This is a genomic window from Pseudomonas sp. HN8-3 (assembly GCF_020790195.1).
GTDB classification, from domain to species: Bacteria; Pseudomonadota; Gammaproteobacteria; order Pseudomonadales; family Pseudomonadaceae; genus Aquipseudomonas; species Aquipseudomonas synxantha_A.
Genome location: NZ_CP086206.1, coordinates 440072 through 460521, shown reverse-complemented (window position 1 = coordinate 460521; position 20450 = coordinate 440072). Strand labels below are relative to the sequence as shown.

General features: G+C 60.7%; 16 protein-coding genes and 1 pseudogene. 8 read left to right on the top strand and 9 right to left on the bottom strand.

Features of this window, described 5'->3' with window-relative positions; all coding sequences use genetic code 11:
* Positions 1-8: 8 nt before the first annotated feature.
* The 6 genes and pseudogenes from aroB to pilM form a co-directional block, all read right to left on the bottom strand.
* Entirely contained in the window at positions 9-1109 is a 1101-nt protein-coding gene (gene aroB, locus LJX92_RS02035) for a 3-dehydroquinate synthase (RefSeq protein ID WP_005784045.1), read from the bottom strand.
* Positions 1110-1234: 125 nt separating this feature from the next.
* The gene (gene aroK / locus LJX92_RS02030; RefSeq protein WP_005784043.1) at positions 1235-1753 is read right to left on the bottom strand and encodes a shikimate kinase AroK; all 519 of its coding nucleotides are present in this window, start codon (positions 1751-1753) and stop codon (positions 1235-1237) included.
* A 4-nt stretch (positions 1754-1757) separates the two neighbouring features.
* A pseudogene (locus LJX92_RS02025) lies at positions 1758-3014 on the bottom strand (type IV pilus secretin PilQ); the annotation flags it as partial.
* Between the two features lie 138 nt (positions 3015-3152).
* Entirely contained in the window at positions 3153-4124 is a 972-nt protein-coding gene (locus LJX92_RS02020; RefSeq protein ID WP_078820090.1) for a pilus assembly protein PilP, read from the bottom strand.
* Positions 4121-4675 carry a PilN domain-containing protein gene (locus LJX92_RS02015; protein ID WP_005784037.1) on the bottom strand — a complete coding sequence of 185 codons (555 nt, stop codon included), beginning with the start codon at positions 4673-4675 and terminating at the stop codon, positions 4121-4123. The genes LJX92_RS02020 and LJX92_RS02015 overlap by 4 nt, the downstream gene beginning before the upstream one ends.
* The gene (gene pilM / locus LJX92_RS02010) at positions 4672-5328 is read right to left on the bottom strand and encodes a type IV pilus assembly protein PilM (protein ID WP_228309253.1); all 657 of its coding nucleotides are present in this window, start codon (positions 5326-5328) and stop codon (positions 4672-4674) included. Before pilM ends, LJX92_RS02015 begins: the two co-directional genes overlap by 4 nt.
* 233 nt (positions 5329-5561) lie before the next feature.
* Here pilM and LJX92_RS02005 point away from each other — a divergent pair, with 233 nt between their 5' ends.
* Complete coding sequence (locus LJX92_RS02005; RefSeq protein ID WP_371920240.1) at positions 5562-8024, top strand: penicillin-binding protein 1A; 2463 nt, start codon at positions 5562-5564, stop codon at positions 8022-8024.
* 207 nt (positions 8025-8231) lie between these two features.
* Here LJX92_RS02005 and LJX92_RS02000 read toward each other — a convergent pair whose 3' ends face one another.
* From LJX92_RS02000 to rpmE, 3 genes are all read right to left on the bottom strand, one after another.
* Positions 8232-9500 carry a malic enzyme-like NAD(P)-binding protein gene (locus tag LJX92_RS02000; RefSeq protein WP_005784034.1) on the bottom strand — a complete coding sequence of 423 codons (1269 nt, stop codon included), beginning with the start codon at positions 9498-9500 and terminating at the stop codon, positions 8232-8234.
* A gap of 182 nt (positions 9501-9682) precedes the next feature.
* On the bottom strand, positions 9683-10489 hold the full coding sequence (locus LJX92_RS01995) for a thermonuclease family protein (protein WP_078820088.1): 807 nt from the start codon (positions 10487-10489) through the stop codon (positions 9683-9685).
* A gap of 14 nt (positions 10490-10503) precedes the next feature.
* The gene (gene rpmE, locus LJX92_RS01990; protein WP_005784030.1) at positions 10504-10737 is read right to left on the bottom strand and encodes a 50S ribosomal protein L31; all 234 of its coding nucleotides are present in this window, start codon (positions 10735-10737) and stop codon (positions 10504-10506) included.
* Positions 10738-10952: 215 nt separating this feature from the next.
* On the opposite strand from rpmE, the gene LJX92_RS01985 reads away from it, so the two are divergent.
* The 7 genes from LJX92_RS01985 to phaC all read left to right on the top strand — a co-directional run bounded on the left by LJX92_RS01985 (position 10953) and on the right by phaC (position 20437).
* A complete protein-coding gene (locus LJX92_RS01985; protein WP_223017975.1) occupies positions 10953-13172 on the top strand; it encodes a primosomal protein N' in 2220 nt (739 codons plus the stop codon).
* Between the two features lie 205 nt (positions 13173-13377).
* Positions 13378-15114 (top strand): arginine--tRNA ligase, encoded by a 1737-nt coding sequence (gene argS, locus LJX92_RS01980; RefSeq protein WP_032878318.1) that lies wholly within the window; start codon positions 13378-13380, stop codon positions 15112-15114.
* 1 nt (position 15115) lies between these two features.
* Positions 15116-15817 (top strand): SPOR domain-containing protein, encoded by a 702-nt coding sequence (locus LJX92_RS01975; protein ID WP_005784023.1) that lies wholly within the window; start codon positions 15116-15118, stop codon positions 15815-15817.
* 258 nt (positions 15818-16075) lie between these two features.
* The gene (gene hslV, locus LJX92_RS01970) at positions 16076-16606 is read left to right on the top strand and encodes an ATP-dependent protease subunit HslV (RefSeq protein WP_003171209.1); all 531 of its coding nucleotides are present in this window, start codon (positions 16076-16078) and stop codon (positions 16604-16606) included.
* A 37-nt stretch (positions 16607-16643) separates the two neighbouring features.
* Positions 16644-17981 carry an ATP-dependent protease ATPase subunit HslU gene (hslU, locus tag LJX92_RS01965; RefSeq protein WP_003171208.1) on the top strand — a complete coding sequence of 446 codons (1338 nt, stop codon included), beginning with the start codon at positions 16644-16646 and terminating at the stop codon, positions 17979-17981.
* 149 nt (positions 17982-18130) lie between these two features.
* Positions 18131-18508 (top strand): gamma-butyrobetaine hydroxylase-like domain-containing protein, encoded by a 378-nt coding sequence (locus tag LJX92_RS01960; protein ID WP_078820086.1) that lies wholly within the window; start codon positions 18131-18133, stop codon positions 18506-18508.
* 249 nt (positions 18509-18757) lie between these two features.
* Positions 18758-20437, top strand: a complete 1680-nt coding sequence (gene phaC, locus LJX92_RS01955; RefSeq protein WP_005784017.1) for a class II poly(R)-hydroxyalkanoic acid synthase — start codon at positions 18758-18760, stop codon at positions 20435-20437.
* Positions 20438-20450: the final 13 nt, after the last annotated feature.

Here is a 20450-nt window from a genome sequence, read left to right as displayed (position 1 = left end):
GGATCTTATTAACCTTTAAGCTGGGCCAGGGCGCGGTAATCCGCTCCCAGCGTGGCCTGTAAAATCTCTTTCGGATAATCGTCGGTCACCACCGCCTCGCCCATGTGGCGCAGCAGTACCAGTCGCAGTCGACCGTCGATCACTTTCTTGTCTATTGCCATATGTTCGAGAAAATCTGCCTCGGTCATCTCTGTGGGAGGGATGACCGGTAAGCCGGCGCGCTGGAACAGGCGGATACCGCGATCACGCTCCTGGGCGCTGATCCAGCCCAGGCGTTGCGACATCTCCAACGCCATCACCGTGCCAGCCGCTACGGCTTCCCCATGCAGCCACACACCATAGCCCATGTGCGTTTCGATCGCATGGCCGAAGGTGTGGCCCAGGTTCAGGGTAGCGCGCACGCCGGACTCCCGTTCGTCGGCATTGACCACCAGCGCCTTGGCGGCGCAGGAGCGGGAAATCGCTTCGGTCAAGGCCACCTGGTCGAGTGCGCGCAAGGCATCTACATGTTCTTCAAGCCAGCTCAGGAAGGGCTCGTCACAGATCAGCCCGTACTTGATGACTTCCGCCAGGCCCGCCGACAACTCGCGAGGTGGCAGTGTGTTGAGGGTAGCGGTGTCGATCAGCACGGCCTGTGGCTGGTAGAACGCACCGACCATGTTCTTGCCCAGCGGGTGATTGATACCGGTTTTGCCGCCCACCGAAGAATCGACCTGGGACAACAGGGTGGTCGGCACCTGGATAAAATCCACGCCACGCTGGTAGCAGGCTGCAGCAAAACCGGCCATGTCGCCGATCACACCGCCGCCCAGGGCAACCACGGTGGTTCGACGGTCATGGCGCGCAGTCAGCAGGCCATCAAAGATCAGTTGCAGGGTTTCCCAGTTCTTGTGGGCTTCGCCGTCGGGCAACACCACGGAAATCACCGAATACGCCGCAAGGCTGCGGCTCAAACGCTCAAGATACAGGGGCGCAACCGTTTCGTTGGAGATGATCGCCACCTGCCGACCGGCAATATGCGGCGCGAGCAGTTCGGGCTGGTCCAACAGACCTTCGCCAATGTGGATCGGGTAGCTGCGCTCGCCTAGATCGACCTTAAGTGTCTGCATGTTTCCCCGCGTTGAAGATGTATTGACGACCGGCAATGTCGCAATCCGACATCACCTGATGGCTCTACGCCACACCTCACAAGGTTATGGCGCGCCGCCGAGAATAGCGCATTTCGGGCCAGGCTTTAACGGGGTGGCAACCGCTGCAGGCGCTCCAGAATATCGAGCACTACCATCCGAGGGGGTCGCTCATCGGTTTCCACCACCAGATCGGCGATTTCCCGATACAGCGGATCGCGCAGCGCCAGCAGGTCCCGCAGGGTTTTTTCCGGGTTGGCGGTGCGCAGCAACGGGCGATTGCGATCGCGGGCGGTGCGGCCCACCTGCTGCTCGACCGAGGCATGCAAATACACTACCCGACCACCGGCATACAGCGCTCGACGGTTTTCGTCGCGCATGACGGCGCCACCGCCGGTCGCCAATACCACGCCATCGCAGCCACACAGCTCGGCAATCATCGCCTGCTCGCGGTCACGAAAGCCCAGCTCGCCTTCTTTATCGAAGATCCATGGGATATTGGCACCCGTGCGCAATTCAATTTCCTTGTCGGAATCTTTGAACGGCAGGCGCAGCTCTTTGGCCAGCAAACGGCCGATGGTGCTCTTTCCAGCCCCCATCGGCCCTACAAGAATCAAATTTCGCACAGAATCAACGACTCACAGCAATCGCCTGGTTATTCATGATACGCGGAGTCAGGAATACCAGCAGCTCGGATTTTTTCTCCGCCAGCACATCGCGCCGGAAAAGGCGGCCAAGATACGGCACATCGCCCAAAAATGGCACTTTATCTACCACTTTGCTTTGGGTATTGGAGAAAACCCCACCGATGACGATGGTCTCGCCATCCCTGACCAGCACCTTGGCGTTGACCTCGTTTTTCTTGATCGGCGGTACATCATTGAGCCTGTTCAAGTAATCGGGCTCATCCTTGGTGACCTTGACCGCCATGATCACGTGGTCGTCGGGGGTGATTTGCGGCGTGACCTCCAGCGAAAGCGAAGCCTCCTTGAACGACACCGAGGTAGCGCCCTGGGAGGTGGACTCTTGATAGGGAATTTCGGTGCCCTTGAGGATGCGTGCCGTCTCCTTGTCGGACGTGACCACCTTGGGCTGCGAGACGATTTCGCCGTTGCCGGTTTTCTCCATGGCTGTCAGCTCAAGGTCCAGCAGTAGATTGTCGGTGATGTAGGCCACGCCCAGACCCGAGGTGCCGGTCAGCGAACCCAAGTCGACAAACGGGGAGCTGGGCGGGTTTTGCGGCGGTTCGGCGCCGTCTGCCACGGGCTTGGAAATACCTCCGACACTTCCCCTGCCATGACTGAGCCGCCCACCCCAGCGCACGCCCAGGCTTTTGTCGTAGTCGACATTGGCCTCGACAATTCGCGCCTCGATCATCACTTGGCGGACGGGAATATCCAGTTGCGCCACGATACGCCGCAGCTCTTCGAGCCGTTCGCCGGTCTGGTAGGCGATGATGTTGTTGGTGCGATCATCCACCGCCACCGAGCCGCGCTCATCCGTGGCGCCTTCAAAACCTGTGACCGACTGAAACAGCTTGGCCAGGTCCGCCGCCTTGGCATAGTTGACCTGCAGCAGCTCCCGACGCAGCGGTGCCAGTTCCGCCATCTGCTTGCGCGACTCCAGCGCCAGCAGTTCGCGAGCGGCCAACTCATCCGCAGGTGCCACCAGCAACACACCGGCTTTCACGCGCTTATCCAGACCTTTGGTTTGCAGCACCAGATCCAGCGCCTGATCCCAAGGCACATCCTTGAGCCGCAGGGTAATTGAGCCCTGCACTTCATCACTGGTCACCAGGTTGAGCCCGGCGACATCGGCGATTTGCTGCAAGACCGCCCGCAGGTCGATGTCCTGGAAATTCAGGTTCAGCCGGGTGCCTGTATAGCTGACCGACGCTGCACTGTCGGGCGGCGGCAGGTGGATCAGGTCCAGGCGATTGGGCACAGCAGCAGCCATCGGTGCCGTGAACGCTATCCATAGCGCCACACCGAAGGACGAGAAAGTCCTTTTCATTGTTTGATTCCGTTATGAGTTGACGTTCAACACAAGGGTTCGCGGGCGTTCGAGCCAGCCGCCCTGTTCATCGGGAAACCGTTCGACCAAGTGGATAGACCCCTCTTGAATGGCCGTGACCTGGCCATGATCCGGCCCCAGGTAATCACCAATCGTCAGCCGGTGCACCCTGGCTCCGGCACGCAGCAGGGCAAAAGCCTGCGCCCCCAACGACAGCGTGCCGACCATTTTGAACTGATCGATGTTCATGCCTTCCAGCAGCCCCCGTGGCCGAGCGAGATCCGGCGCAAGGGCCGGTCGCCCCGGCACGCGAGTTACTTGCAAACCGGGCGGCTGAAACGGGTCGCGCACAAACGATGGGGTGTAGACCAATGGCTGGGCCGGGTCGAACGCTTCGCGGGCCTTGGCGCTTTGCGTGGTACGCCGATAGGTCTTTGCCAGCATGTTCAGACGCAGCAAGGCGCCGTCATGCCCCAGTGCAACATCCTGCACGGTGACGACGCGCGGTAACCCACCCAGGGCGCCGACGAATGCTGCCAAGTCGTGGTAGCCCCCGGTGACGCCGATTTGCATGGGTTGCTCGATATAGAGCTGACGAGGCTCTTCATCCAACACCGTGATGCCCTCGACCCATACTCCATTGGCAATCGCCAATCGGGCGATATCTTCAAGCAAGGCCGGCACCTCTGACTGGCCGGGCAATTGACGTAGAAGGCCTGTGACCTTGTCCTCCATTGCCCTGAACTGATCGGTGCGCGCCTCAAGGCTGGAGGCCAGTTCAGCTTTTTCCGCCAACTGCTGCTGTAGCGTTTGCTCCCGCGCCTCAAACCCGTGCAATCGCTCACGTGACGAGCTCAGGTAGGTAACCTCTCCTATCAGCAGCACCAGGCCGGCCAGCCCACAGCCAAGCAGGACCTTGCCAGGCAAGGGCCATTTAGCAGCGTTGTAGAAGAGCGTGGGAAAATCGAGCCTGGGCAGGCTCATGGTTGCGCCTCGCTGGATTCCCCCTGGCGCACCATCAGTTGAAACTCACTTTCGCCGCGCGCTCCATCAGCCTGCACGCGCTGCAGACGAGTCGAGCTGGAGCCCTGGGATGACTGCTTGAGCTGCTGCATCAACCGGGCAATGTCCTGGTTGCTTTCAGCCGTGCCGCGAATGCTGATGGTGTCACCGTTTGCGACCACCTCATGCAGATGGACACCTTCAGGCATTGCACGAGCCAATTGCTCGAACAATCGAGCGCCGGAAGAGCGGGCATCGTGCAGGTCCTGCACCACCTTCATGCGTTCGGCCAGTTGCTGGCTTCGTTCCTGCAGGTCGTCGATGGTCCTGATCCGCGAATCCTGGGTAGCCACCTCCTCACCCAAGCGGCTATTGCGGCTCACTTGCCGATCTATCGCCTGGTCGATCACCTGGTCAGCCAGCCACACGGCCGCCAGCGCCAGGCAGGCAAATGCCAGCAATAGCACCATGAAATACCTGCGCTTGCGCTCTGCCAGCGCCTGACGCCAAGGCAAAAGATTGATTCGTGTCATCCAGCGAAACTCCTCAGGGCCAACCCGCAAGCCACTCCCATCCCTTGGGCATCCACGGCCCATTGTGCACCATCGACTCGATGACCCGGCGTGAAGCTGGCAAAATCCTGACGGCAAGCGCGCTCCAATGCAAACCCTTCGACATCGACCACCCGCGGCACCAGCCCCGCCCGGGCTAAAACCGCCACTCGCGCCTGGACCTGCTCGCGCAGACAGGCCGCCAACATGACGTCAACCCACTGCGGCCCTTGGGCCGATGGACCCTGGACCTGAAAGTCGATCGCCACCTCATCCAATGGATAAGGAATGAACTGGTCGGCTTCCATGTGGATCTTCCAGGCCATTTCTTCGTCGCGCAGGCCCGCATCCATCTCGATCAACCGCGTGATCACCGAAGGGCCCGCCACTGCAACAGCGGCGTGTCGAGCCGAAGTTCGCAGGCAGGATAACGCTTGTTGCAAGGCTCGCCCCACGCCCTCGACGTCCAGCAAGGCGCCATCGACGACCGCATGGGCGGGCAGCGCCTGGGTGGCATAGCCCTGGACACTGAAACCACCCGATGAACGGCTCAGCTCGATCAGCTTGATACCGCTGTCATTGATGTCGACACCCAAGACGATGTCGGCTTTTCGCCTGAAAAATCCCTTTCCCATAAAACTCCCCAAAACTTTCCCTGTCATACCGGCTGTCATCTCGCTTGATTGCTGCCAGGCACCCTGCATTCGGTCGGCTTGTTCGAGGCACGCGAATGACGCCCCAAGCTGAAAAATGCTTTAATGCCCAGCGTTTTTTCCCGCTTTTTTATCTGCTGCCCGGGTCGATCCATCGTTTGCCATGCATCCCCGACGCGTAACTCATTCTTTTCTCTGGAAATCCAAAAGCCTTGATTCGTCTGCTGAAGTTTTTCGGGTACTCCATTGTCGCGATCGTCTGCGGGCTGCTGCTCGTACTCAGCGGGGCCTACCTCTACCTTAGTCCGGGTTTGCCCTCCGTAGAGGCCCTCAGAAGTATCCAGTTGCAGATTCCTTTGCGGGTCTACAGCAGCGACGAAAAACTGATCGCGGAGTTCGGCGAAATGCGCCGCACACCGATCCGTTTCGCCGACATTCCACCCAATTTCATCAGTGCATTGCTGTCGGCAGAAGACGACAATTTTGCCAACCACTACGGCGTCGACCCCAGCAGCCTGGTGCGTGCGGCCACGCAGTTGGTAAAGAGCGGACACATTCAATCCGGCGGCAGCACCATCACCATGCAGGTGGCGAAGAACTTCTTCCTCACCAGCGAGCGCAGTTTTTCGCGTAAAGCCACCGAGATCCTGCTGGCGCTACAGATTGAACGCCAACTGACCAAGGACGAAATCCTCGAGCTGTACGTCAACAAGATCTACCTGGGCAATCGCGCCTACGGCATTGAGGCCGCCTCCCAGGTCTACTATGGCAAATCGATTCGTGACGCCAGCCTGGCGCAGATGGCCATGATCGCCGGCCTGCCCAAGGCGCCGTCGCGCTTCAACCCGCTGGCCAACCCGGCGCGCAGTAAAGAACGTCGCGACTGGATCCTGGGGCGCATGTACAAGCTGGGCAAGATCGATCAGGCCGCTTATGAAAGCGCCGTGGCCGAGCCGCTGAACGCCAGCTATCACGTGCCGACGCCGGAAGTGAATGCACCGTACATCGCCGAAATGGCCCGCGCCGAAATGGTTGGCCGTTATGGCAGCGATGCCTACACCGAAGGCTTTCGCGTGACCACGACGGTTCCGAGCAACTTGCAGGAAATCGCCAACCACTCCGTACACGAAGGCTTGATCACCTATGATCAACGTCACGGCTACCGCGGCCCCGAGTCGCGCCTGCCGGGCAAGACCCTGAGTGCCTGGACCACCGAACTGGGCAAACAGCGCTCGATCAGCGGCCTGGAGCCGGCCATCGTCACCGAGGTGACCAAAGACGGCATTCAAGTGCTGACCCGCGCCGGTGAAGCCCACGTGGCGTGGGACAGCATGAAATGGGCGCGCCCGTTCCTGAACACCAACAGCATGGGGCCGATGCCCAAGCAGCCGTCCGACGTGGCCAAGGTGGGTGATTTGATCCGCGTGCAACGCCAGAAGGATGACAGCCTCAAGTTCAGCCAGGTGCCGGTCGCCCAAGGCGCCCTGGTATCCCTCGATCCGCAGAACGGCGCAATCCGCGCACTGGTCGGCGGTTTCGCCTTTGAGCAGAGCAACTACAACCGTGCGATACAGGCCAAGCGCCAGCCGGGTTCAAGTTTCAAGCCGTTCGTCTACAGCGCCGCACTGGACAACGGCTACACCGCCGCCAGCCTGGTCAACGACGCACCGATCGTGTTTGTCGATGAATACCTGGACAAGGTCTGGCGGCCGAAGAACGACACCAACACCTTCCTCGGCCCGATCCGCATTCGCGAGGCGCTGTACAAGTCTCGCAACCTGGTGTCGATCCGCCTGCTGCAGGCCATGGGCGTGGGCAAGACCATCGACTACATGACGCGCTTCGGCTTCGCCAAGTCGGACTTGCCGCCCAACCTGTCCCTGGCGCTGGGTACCGCAACCCTTACGCCGATGGAAATCGCCACTGGCTGGAGCACCTTTGCCAACGGCGGCTACAAGATTGCGCCGTACCTGATCGACAAGATCGAAAGCCGCAATGGCGACACCCTGTTCACCGCCAACCCACCACGGGTGCCCGGTGATGTGGTCAATGGTGTGGCGGCAACCGATGGTCTCGCAGCACCGGGTAACGGCGGCATTACCATCGAGCCCACGCCAGGCACAGCGCCGGCCGCAAACGCTCCCGCAACGACCGAGCCGCAAGCGCCAGCGGTTGCCGAGCGCATCGTGGATGGCCGCACCACCTATATCCTCAACAGCATCCTGCAGGACGTGATCAAGAAGGGCACCGGCCGCCGCGCACTGGCCCTGGGCCGTGCGGATATCGCGGGTAAAACCGGTACCACCAACGAGTCCAAGGATGCCTGGTTCTCCGGCTACAACGGCGACTACGTGACCACGGTATGGACTGGCTACGACCAGCCGGAAAGCCTGGGCCGCCGTGAGTTTGGCGGCACCGTCGCACTGCCGATCTGGATGAGCTACATGGGCGCCGCGCTCAAGGACAAGCCGCTGCACACCCAGCCTGAACCGGAAGGCATCCTGAGCCTGCGCATCGACCCGGTGAGTGGACGTGCGGCGTCGCCGAGTACGCCGAATGCTTACTTCGAGCTGTTCAAGAGCGAGGACACGCCGCCGTCGGTCAACGAGCTGGGCAATGGCGTGGCACCGGGCAGCCCGCTGCCGGCGGATGAAGGCGCGCCGATCGATTTGTTCTGACCCGATCCAAGACGCAACATAGATCCAAATGTGGGAGGGGGCTTGCTCCCGATGGCGGACTGTCAGTCAATGAATATGGCGACTGATACACCGCCATCGGGAGCAAGCCCCCTCCCACATTTGACCTCTATAGGCTTCAGGAGAATTGCCATAAAAAAAGCCCCGACTCATTCGAGCCGGGGCTTTTTGTTGGTGCGCTACAACGGCTTAGCCGTTGAACACATCATCCACGCTTTGCAGCGGGTAGTTCTTTGGATACGGCAGGGTTGCTACACCGGTCTCGATCGCGGCCTTGGCCACGGCATCGGAGATCAGGGTGATCAGGCGCTTATCCATTGGTTTTGGAATGATGTACTCACGACCGAATTCCAGCTTGGCACCACCGTAGGCGTCGCACACATCCTGAGGCACCGGCAGCTTGGCCAGTTCACGCAGAGCGTTGGCAGCCGCTACTTTCATTTCTTCGTTGATGCGCTTGGCGCGAACGTCCAGGGCACCACGGAAGATGAACGGGAAGCCCAGTACGTTGTTGACCTGGTTCGGGTAGTCGGAACGTCCGGTAGCCATGATCACGTCGCTACGGGTGGCGTGAGCCAGCTCAGGCGAGATTTCCGGATCCGGGTTGGAGCAGGCGAACACGATCGGGTTCGGCGCCATGGATTTCAGGCCTTCGGCGCTCAGCAGGTTCGGGCCGGACAGGCCGACAAACACGTCGGCACCGTCGAGGGCATCAGCCAGGGTGCGCTTGGAGGACGGGTGGGCGAACATCGCCTTGTACTGGTTCAGGTCGGTACGCTCGGACTGGATCACGCCCTTGCTGTCGACCATGTAGATGTTTTCCAGCTTGGCGCCCATGCTGATGATCAGCTTCATGCAGGAAATGGCCGCAGCACCGGCGCCCAGGCAGACGATCTTCGCCTCACCCAGGGTTTTGCCGGCGATTTCCAGGGCGTTGATCATGCCGGCCGCGGTAACGATCGCGGTGCCGTGCTGGTCATCGTGGAATACCGGGATGTCGCACTGTTCGATCAGGGCCTTTTCGATCTCGAAGCACTCAGGTGCCTTGATGTCTTCCAGGTTGATGCCACCGAAGGTGATGGAAATGCGCTTGACCGTGTCGATGAAAGCCTGCGGGCTCTCGGAATCGACTTCGATGTCGAAAACGTCGATGCCGGCAAAGCGCTTGAACAGCACGCCTTTACCTTCCATGACTGGCTTGGAAGCCAATGGGCCGAGGTTACCCAGGCCAAGGATCGCGGTGCCATCGGAAATCACTGCAACCAGGTTGCCCTTGCCGGTGTACTTGTACGCCAGTTCTGGGTCACGGGCGATTTCACGTACGGGCTCGGCAACACCAGGGCTGTAGGCCAGCGACAGGTCGCGAGCAGTGGCAGTGGCTTTGGTGAGCTCTACACTCAGCTTTCCTGGACGAGGATGGGCATGGTATTCGAGAGCGGCAGTTTTCAAATCAGACATATCGGCATTCCGCTTTTACTGTTGGTCGACGGACCGCCGAGGATACGCGTGTCGCAAAGTCCCTACAAGACTGGGCAGTCACAGGTGTCAAGGGCCCTGGGCTACGACTTTTGGCCAAGAGCCACGGGATACAAGGGCTCAACTGTTCACAATCGGAATAAAAAATGTCTACAATTTTTTATTCAAAGCGTCGATTTCAGCATGCCGGGATCGGTTATTGGCAGGAGCCAGCGTGATTGACCTCTTTTCAAACCACCACGGCGGGAGCGATCCTGCACCCAGCCGCGCGCTTCAATAGTGCGACCTTGCAGACCATTGAGCATGGCCGGATCGAACTGACTGATCAGTTCGGGGGCAATACGTAATACCAGTGAACCCTGGATTTCAATCCAGATGCCACCGCGATTGCGCTCGATCTTGCTGACCCGGCCAGTTACCAGCGCAAACCCGGAGCGCTTGAGTTGTGCCACCGTTTGCACCGGCGATTGGCGCCACAGCCCCAGGCGCGCCTGGCGGGCGCTGTTTTCCGCCGCCTGCTGGCAGGTGGCGAGGTCTACATTCGGCGCCACCCCCACCTGGAAGCCCAAGCCCTCGGCGAGCAATTGCGCTTCCAGGTTCTCGCCATTGGCGCCATAGAGGTGGGCCAGGGTGCGGCCGTAATGATCCTTGCCCTCGCGGCCAGGCACCAAACCGACACGCCCATCACTGGCCTGCACCAACGCTTGTAGACGCTGGCGGGCGGCGACGGCAAACGGCTCGTCAGTACGACCCTTCTTGCCGGTTTCCGGCGCATTGAGGCCGATCATCCGCACGCTGCGGCCATCCTTGAGGCGTACGGTGTCGCCGTCCACCACGCGCTGCACTTCTACTCGCGCCACGGAAGCGGGTGCCGGGCAGAATACCGCGGCCTGGGCGGTTGCCAGCCAAATCCCGGGCACAAAAAAGGCGCCCACAAGGGACGCCTTTTTCAACAGCTGGCAAAAGCCCATAAGGCTTTTGAGCCTTACTCTGCTGGAGTAGCAGCAGGCTTCTTGCCGAAAGCACCAAAGCGATCTGCGAAGCGCTGTACACGGCCGCCGGTGTCCAGAGTTTTCTGCTTACCGGTGTAGAACGGGTGGCACTCGTTGCATACGTCAGTACCCAGTGGCTTGCACAGGTTCGAACGAGTTTCGAACTTGTTGCCGCAGCTGCAGGTAACTTCGATGGTTTCGTACGCTGGATGGATATCGGCTTTCATGGCACTTCCTCGGGCTAGCGTGCCGCCACTCGACACTATTGTCGAATACCGCACGTAATTAGGCCGCGGATTCTACCAGACCTTTTTAAACGCGCAAGCGGCGCTACTGACCAAAAACCTCCTTTCATCAGAAAACCATGGCATACCCAAGCCCTCCCCGCTCTGCTAGGCTCGCGCCCCTGCACCACTGCCTGCCTTTATATGAGATGCCCCGCGTGCCCGACGCCATTTTGCGCCTAGCCCTGCCCTCCCCCCTGCGCCGCCTGTTCGATTACCGGGCCCCGGCTGGAGTGCTGCGGACGCAGTTGCAGCCGGGGATGCGCGTGCGTGTGCCGTTTGGGCGCAGGGAAATGATCGGCATTCTGGTGGAGGTCACGGACCACAGCGAGGTCCCGGCGGAAAAGCTCAAGCCGGCCCTGGCCATCCTCGACACCACACCGCCACTGCCGCCGGCACTGTTCAAGCTGTGCCTGTGGACTGCGCAGTATTACCAGCACAGCTTGGGCGATACCTTGAGCTGGGCGCTGCCGGTGCTGCTGCGCCAGGGCGAACTGGCCGAAGCGCGCCAGGAGCGTTTCTGGTCGATGGTGCCCGGCGCGCGCCTCGACGACCCGCGCATCGCCCGCGCCCCGCGCCAGCGCGAAGCCCTGGCCACATTGGCCCAGCACCCCCATGGCGTGGCCCACCAGTTGTTGAGCAAGCTGATGCTGAGCAAGGACAGCCTCGACCTGCTGCTGGCCAAGGGACTGGTGCAGGTGGAAATCCGCAAGCACGCCCCAGACCCACGCCACGAACATTGGCTGGCACAGCCGGAGCTGCCGCTGAACCCCGAGCAACGCGCTGCCTATGAGGCGATTCGCGCCGGTTTCGACAGCTTCCACGCCTTCCTTCTGGCTGGCGTCACCGGCAGCGGCAAGACCGAAGTGTATTTGCAACTGATCCGCGAAACCCTGCAGGCCGGCAAGCAGGCACTGGTGCTGATCCCGGAGATCAACCTGGGCCCACAGACCCTGGCGCGTTTCGAGCAGCGCTTCAACGCGCGCATCGCCCTGGTGCACTCAGCGGTCAATGACCGTGAGCGCCTGGAGTCGTGGCTGGCAGCGCGGGACGGCGAGGCAGACATCATTATCGGCACCCGTTCGGCGCTGTTCACCCCAATGAAAAACCCCGGGCTGATCATCATCGACGAGGAGCACGACGGCTCCTATAAACAGCAGGAAGGCCTGCGTTACCACGCCCGCGACCTGGCGCTGGTACGCGCACGTCAGGAAGACATCCCGATTGTGCTGGGTTCGGCCACGCCGTCCCTGGAAAGCCTGCATAACGCCTACACCGGCCGCTATGGCCTGCTACGCATGAACGAGCGCGCCGGCGGCGCCAAACAACCGCGCTTCCTGCGCCTGGACGTGAAAAGCCGCCCGCTGGACAGCGGTATTTCCGGTCCGATGCAACAGGCCATCGGCCAGACCCTCGCCGCGGGCCAGCAAGTATTGGTGTTTCTCAACCGTCGCGGCTTTGCCCCGACACTGCTGTGCCATGACTGCGGCTGGATGTCCGAGTGCGAGCGCTGCGATGCGCGCATGACCGTGCACCAGCGCCACGGCGAATTGCGCTGCCATCACTGCGGCCATGTAGAGCGGGTGCCACGCCATTGCCCGCAGTGCGGCAAGGTCGACCTGCGCCCGGTAGGAGCCGGCACCGAGCGCGCCGAAGAGCGTCTGGGCATTCTGTTCCCGGATTACCCGGTGCTACGGGTCGACCGCGACAGCACGTCGCGCAAAGATGCAATGAACCAGTTGTTTGCCACCATTCAGAAAGGTCAACCGTGCATTCTGATCGGCACGCAGATGCTCGCCAAAGGGCACCACTTCCCACGGGTGACCCTGGTGTCGATCCTGGATGCCGACGGCGGGTTGTTCTCCGGGGATTTCCGCGCCAGCGAACGCATGGCGCAGTTGATCGTGCAGGTGGCAGGGCGCGCCGGACGCGCCGAAGAGCCGGGCAAGGTGATTATCCAGACGCACCTGGCCGACCACCCGCTGCTGATTCAACTGACGGAACAAGGCTATTTTGCCTTCGCCGAGCAGGCCTTGAGTGAACGCCGCGCTGCCGGCTTGCCACCCTTTGCGCACTTGGCGTTGCTGCGTGCCGAAGCCCACAAACCCGGCCAGGCCGAAGGTTTCCTCGATCAAGCCTGCAGCGTTGCTGAACGCTTGCTGGGCGAGTTGGGCCTGACCGGTATCGAACTGCTCGGCCCTGTGCCTGCGCCCATGGAGCGGCGTGCCGGGCGTTATCGGGCTCAGCTACTCTTGCAGGCAACCTCCCGTGCGCCGCTGCATCGACTGCTAAGTAGCTGGATGCTTGAGCTGGAGCAAATGCCCAGCGGCCGGCAGGTGCGATGGTCGTTAGATGTAGACCCGGTAGATTTATATTGAGGGTAATTACGTCATCGCAGGCAAGCCAGCTCCCACATTATGAAATGTGCCCCCCCCTTAAATGTGGGAGCGGGCTTGCCCGCGAAGAGGCCCGCAGGTCCGCCATCTAGTCTGAACGGTTGGCAAGCTCGCCCTCGCCACGGATAATGCCCAGTTTTTCCACCTGCGCATCGCGCGCCGCCGCTTGCGGTCGAAAGAGAACACCATGAAAGACACCATTCGCCAGCTGATCCAACAAGCCCTCACCCAACTCGTCAACGAAGGTGTGTTGCCTGAAGGCCTGTCGCCGGCGATCCAGGTGGAGAACACCCGCGACAAGACCCACGGCGACTTCGCCAGCAACATCGCGATGATGCTGTCCAAGCCGGCCGGTATGAAACCCCGCGACCTGGCGGAAAAAATCATTGCCGCGCTGCCGGCTGACGCCAGTGTCACCAAAGCCGAAATCGCCGGCCCGGGCTTTATCAACTTCTTCCAGAACACCCAGGCCTTGGCTTCGCGCCTGGACGCAGCCCTGGCCGATGCCAAAATCGGCGCACACAAGGCTGGCGACACCCAACGCGTGGTCATCGACCTGTCGGCGCCGAACCTGGCCAAAGAGATGCATGTCGGTCACCTGCGCTCCACCATCATCGGCGACGGTGTGGCGCGGGTGCTGGAGTTCCTCGGCGACACCGTGATCCGCCAGAACCACGTCGGCGACTGGGGTACCCAGTTCGGTATGTTGATGGCCTACCTGCAGGAAAACCCGATCACCAGCAACGAGCTGGCCGACCTGGAGAACTTCTACCGCGCCGCCAAGAAGCGCTTCGACGAATCCGAAGAGTTTGCCGACCGCGCCCGTGGCCTGGTGGTCAAACTGCAAGCCGGCGACCAGGAATGCCTGGCGCTGTGGAACCGCTTCCGTGAGATTTCCCTGTCCCACTGCCAGGAAATCTACGAACTGCTCAACGTGAAACTGACCATGGCCGACGTGATGGGCGAAAGCGCCTACAACGACGACCTGATCAACGTGGTCAACGACCTCAAGGCCAAGGGCCTGCTGGTCGAGAGCAACGGCGCGCAGTGCGTGTTCCTCGAAGAATTCAAGACCGCCGACGGCGAGCCGCTGCCGGTGATCATCGTCAAGGCCGATGGCGGCTATCTCTACGCCACCACCGACCTGGCTGCTGTGCGCTATCGCAGCGGTGTGCTCAAGGCCGACCGTGCGCTGTACTTCGTCGACCAGCGCCAGGCCCTGCACTTCCAGCAAGTGTTCGAAGTGGCCCGTCGTGCCGGCTTCGTCACCCACCCGATGCACATGGAACACATGGGTTTCGGCACCATGAACGGCGCCGATGGCCGCCCGTTCAAGACCCGTGACGGCGGCACCGTGAAGCTGATCGACCTGCTGACCGAAGCCCAGGAACGTGCCTACAACCTGGTGAAGGAGAAGAACCCGGAGCTGGCCGAGGCCGACCTGCGTAATATTGCCCGCGTGGTGGGCATTGGTGCGGTGAAATACGCCGACCTGTCCAAGCACCGCACCAGCGACTACAGCTTCAACTTCGACCTGATGCTCAACTTCGAAGGCAACACCGCGCCGTACCTGCTGTACGCCTACACCCGCGTGGCCGGCGTATTCCGCAAGCTGGGCAAGGACTTCAGCGAAGTCGAAGGCCAGATCGCGCTGGACGCCGCCCACGAACAGGAACTGGCGGCCAAGCTCGCGCAATTTGGCGAAGTGCTCAACAGCGTTGGCGAAAAAGGCACGCCGCACATCCTGTGCACCTATTTGTACGAAGTGGCCGGCCTGTTCTCCAGTTTCTACGAAAACTGCCCGATCCTGACCGCCGACGACGAAGCCCAGAAACAAAGTCGCCTGCGCCTTGCCGCATTGGCTGGACGCACCCTCAAGCAAGGCCTGGAACTCTTGGGCCTGGAAACTCTGGAGCGTATGTAAGTTGGCTGCCAAGAAAAAACCTGCACCCAAACGCGGCGCCAGCCGTTATCAGGCCCCGGCGAAGCAGCCGATCCCGGGCTGGCTGTGGATGGCCATCGGCCTGACGGTCGGTGCCTTCGTTGTGTTTCTGATGAAGCTGGAGCCTGGCCAGGGCGATGACGTCAAGCGCGTCAAACAGGAGCAGCAGAAGGCCACGAAAATTGCCGAGGCCAACAAGACTGCGCCAAGCCCGACCGCACCGGTGAAGCCGAAATACGACTTCTACACACTGCTGCCGGAATCGGAAGTGATCGTGCCGCCCGACGCCGTGCCGGAGAAAACCCTGCCGACCCCGCAAGTGCCGACCACGCCCGTAACCCCAGCGGAAGCGGCGAAAATCGATACGGCTCGCGCCCAGGCTGCACTGGCCGGCATCACTCCGCCGCCAGCACCGCCAGTGGCAGCGACCAAGGCCGCGCCTGTGACCAAGTTCTTCCTGCAAGCCGGCTCGTTCCCGAAACAGGCGGATGCCGATCGTGTGCGTGCACAGATCATTCTGTTGGGCCAATCGGTCTCGGTTGAGTCCGGCACGGTGAAGGACGCGACCTGGTATCGCGTATTGGTGGGACCGTTCAGCAACCGTGAGCAACTGACCGTGGCGCAGAAACAATTGGCCGGGGCCGGGTTTAGCAATCTGTTGTTACAACAGCGCCAGAGCCGCTGATTTCGAAGACATAGCAGGGCTAATGTGGGAGGGGGCTTGCCCCCGATGGCGGTATATCAGTCAATATATTCAGCGACTGACACACCGCGATCGGGAGCAAGCCCCCTCCCACATTTGGTTTTGCGGTGTTCTTGAATAGGTGTCGGATCAATAAACACCACTCGTCCGCGCACCCGTCCTACGGTTGAAATCCCCCCCGCCACCCCCATATGAGTTCTCATCAGGGCATTTTCGCCCCGCTGCGTGGAGACTCTCCCCTTGACCACCATCGTTTCAGTACGTCGCCACGGCAAAGTCGTCATGGGCGGCGACGGCCAGGTTTCCCTGGGCAACACCGTGATGAAAGGCAACGCGAAAAAAGTGCGTCGCCTGTACCACGGCCAGGTACTTGCCGGTTTCGCAGGCGCTACCGCCGACGCCTTTACCCTCTTCGAACGTTTCGAAGGCCAGCTTGAGAAACATCAGGGCCACCTGGTGCGCGCCGCTGTCGAACTTGCCAAAGAATGGCGCACCGACCGTTCCCTCAGCCGCCTGGAGGCCATGCTCGCCGTCGCGAACAAAGACGCTTCCCTGATCATCACCGGTAACGGCGATGTGGTAGAGCCCGAGCATGGCCTGATCGCCATGGGTTCCGGCGGTGGCTATGCCCAAGCGGCAGCCAGTGCGCTGCTGAAGAAAACCGACCTGTCGGCCCGTGAAATCGTCGAGACCGCCCTGGGTATCGCCGGCGATATCTGCGTGTTCACCAACCACAACCAGACCATTGAGGAGCAGGACCTCGCCGAGTAAGCCGTAGGCTTATTCCCGCTTGAGGCCGCCAGACACTATGTCCATGACCCCCCGCGAAATCGTCCATGAACTCAATCGCCATATCATCGGCCAGGACGATGCCAAGCGCGCCGTTGCCATTGCGCTGCGTAACCGCTGGCGCCGGATGCAACTGCCCGAAGAACTGCGCGTTGAAGTAACCCCCAAGAACATCCTGATGATCGGCCCGACCGGTGTCGGTAAAACCGAAATCGCCCGGCGCCTGGCCAAATTGGCGAACGCCCCGTTCATCAAGGTCGAAGCGACCAAGTTCACCGAAGTCGGCTACGTGGGCCGTGATGTCGAGTCGATCATCCGTGACCTGGCCGATGCCGCCCTGAAGATGCTGCGCGAACAGGAAGTGACCAAGGTCAGCCACCGTGCCGAAGACGCAGCGGAAGAGCGCATCCTCGACGCCCTGCTGCCACCGGCCCGCATGGGTTTCAACGAAGACGCCGCACCGTCGTCGGATTCCAATACTCGCCAGCTGTTCCGCAAGCGCCTGCGTGAAGGCCAGCTGGATGACAAGGAAATCGAGATCGAAGTGGCTGAAGTGTCCGGCGTGGATATTTCTGCCCCGCCTGGCATGGAAGAAATGACCAGCCAGTTGCAGAACCTGTTCGCCAACATGGGCAAGGGCAAGAAGAAAAGCCGCAAGCTCAAAGTGAAAGAAGCGCTGAAGCTGGTGCGCGACGAAGAAGCCGGCCGCCTGGTCAATGAGGAAGAACTCAAGGCCAAGGCCCTGGAAGCGGTCGAGCAGCACGGCATCGTGTTTATCGATGAGATCGACAAAGTGGCCAAGCGTGGCAACTCCGGTGGCGTCGATGTATCCCGCGAAGGTGTGCAGCGTGACCTGTTGCCGCTGATCGAAGGCTGCACAGTCAACACCAAGCTGGGCATGGTCAAGACTGACCACATTCTGTTTATCGCTTCCGGTGCGTTCCACCTGAGCAAGCCAAGCGACCTGGTACCCGAGCTGCAAGGCCGCCTGCCGATTCGCGTGGAACTCAAGGCGCTGACCCCTGGCGACTTCGAGCGCATCCTCAGCGAACCCCACGCCTCGCTCACCGAGCAGTACCGTGAGTTGCTGAAAACCGAGGGCCTGGGTATCGAGTTCCAGGCGGACGGTATCAAGCGTTTGGCGGAAATCGCCTGGCAGGTCAACGAGAAGACCGAGAACATCGGTGCCCGACGCCTGCATACCTTGCTTGAGCGCCTGCTTGAGGAAGTGTCGTTCAGTGCCGGCGACATGGCGGGTGCGCAGAATGGCGAAGCGATCAAGATCGATGCTGACTACGTCAACAGCCACTTGGGCGAATTGGCACAGAACGAAGATCTGTCTCGTTATATCCTGTAAGCCTCACACAGAACTGCTTTGCTTCAAATGTGGGAGGGGGCTTGCTCCCGATGGCGGTGTATCAGTATCAGATGAGCTGACTGACACACCACCATCGGGAGCAAGCCCCCTCCCACATTTTCAAGCCGGTTTATTCAGGAGCATCCCATATGGTCAAGTTTCCTACTGCAGTAAACCTGCACAAAACCTCCAATACCCTTGGCCTGACTTACGGGCCGGATGAAACCTACCAACTGCCCGCCGAATTCCTGCGGGTTCACTCGCCTTCGGCCGAGGTCCAGGGCCACGGCAAGCCCATCCTGCAATTCGGCAAGCTCAATGTCAGGTTGACCCAAGTCGAACCGGCCGGCCAGTACGCACTGAAATTGACCTTCGATGACGGCCATGACAGCGGACTGTTCACTTGGGACTACCTCTACCAGTTGGCCGTACGTCAGGACGCGCTATGGGCCGACTACCTGGCCGAGCTCAAAGCGGCCGGAAAAACCCGCGACCCGAGTGAGTCGGTCGTGCGGCTGATGCTCTAGCACAGGCCTCTTGCTCTTTAGAGCGCATTTTCTAATTTCATCTGCTTGAATGCCCTGTCGCGTGGCCAATGATCGGCCCGCTTGCGAAAAAAAATAAACTCGGGTAACCAATGGAGCTGGCAAGTTCCCTGCATTTGACGATGCGGTATCAACGGTCACCCGGGTCGCAGTACCAGGCTGGTGTCGTGTATCGAAATTGGGTGCGCAGCAATCGCCGGTACTCGTCTTTCGGACAATGGAGCGTCGTAGATGAGTAACAAGAATAACGATGACTTGAAACGCCAGGCCTCGGAAAACACCCTGGGGCTGAACCCGATCATCGCGTTACGCAAAAAGGATTTATTGGCCTCGGCCAAGATGGTGCTGACCCAAGCCATCAAGCAGCCGTTGCACAGCGTCAAGCACGTCGCCCACTTTGGCGTCGAGTTGAAGAATGTGATGTTCGGCAAATCCCAACTGGTGCCTGAAGGCGATGACCGTCGCTTCAACGACCCGGCCTGGAGCCAGAACCCGCTCTACAAACGTTATTTGCAGACTTACCTGGCGTGGCGCAAGGAACTCCACGACTGGATCGACGACAGCAACCTGCCGGCACAAGACATCAGCCGTGGCCACTTCGTGATCAACCTGATGACCGAAGCCATGGCCCCCACCAACAGTGCGGCCAACCCGGCGGCGGTCAAGCGCTTCTTTGAAACCGGCGGCAAAAGCCTGCTCGACGGTTTGTCCCACTTGGCCAAGGACATGGTGCACAACGGCGGTATGCCGAGCCAGGTCAACATGGGCGCCTTTGAGGTCGGCAAGACCCTGGGCACCAGCGAAGGCGCGGTGGTGTTTCGCAACGATGTGCTGGAGCTGATCCAGTACAAGCCCATCACCGAGCAGGTACACGAGCGCCCACTGCTGGTGGTGCCGCCGCAGATCAACAAATTCTACGTATTCGACCTGTGCCCGGAAAAGAGCCTGGCGCGTTTCTGCCTGCGCAATGGGCAACAGACCTTTATCGTCAGTTGGCGCAACCCCACCAAGGCCCAGCGCGAGTGGGGGCTCTCTACTTATATCGAGGCGCTCAAGGAAGCGGTCGATGTGGTCACAGCAATTACCGGCAGCAAGGACGTGAATATGCTCGGCGCCTGCTCCGGTGGCATCACCTGCACCGCACTGCTGGGCCACTACGCGGCGCTGGGCGAGAAGAAGGTCAACGCCCTGACCCTGTTGGTGAGCGTGCTGGACACCACCCTGGACACCCAAGTGGCACTGTTTGTCGACGAGCAGACCCTGGAAGCGGCCAAGCGCCATTCCTATCAGGCCGGCGTGCTGGAAGGCCGCGACATGGCCAAGGTCTTTGCCTGGATGCGCCCCAACGACCTGATCTGGAACTATTGGGTCAACAACTACCTGCTGGGCAACGAACCGCCAGTGTTCGATATCCTGTTCTGGAACAACGACACCACACGCTTGCCGGCCGCTTTCCATGGCGACCTGATCGAACTGTTCAAGAACAACCCACTGGTACGCGCCAACGCCCTGGAAGTGTGCGGCACGCCCATCGACCTCAAGCAGGTCACTGCCGACATCTACTCCCTGGCCGGCACCAACGACCACATCACGCCGTGGCAGTCGTGCTACAAGTCGGCGCAGTTGTTTGGCGGCAAGGTCGAGTTCGTGCTGTCCAGCAGTGGGCACATCCAGAGCATCCTCAACCCGCCAGGCAACCCCAAGGCGCGCTACCAGACCAGCGAGGGCTTGTCGGGCAGTGCGTTGCAGTGGCAGGAGAACGCCACCAAGCACACCGATTCGTGGTGGCTGCACTGGCAGGTGTGGCAGGCGGAGCGGGCGGGGAAGTTGAAAAAAGCCCCGGCGACATTAGGCAGTAAAACCTATGCCGCCGCCGAAGCGGCGCCAGGTACCTATGTACATGAGCGGTAGATTGGAATGAGAT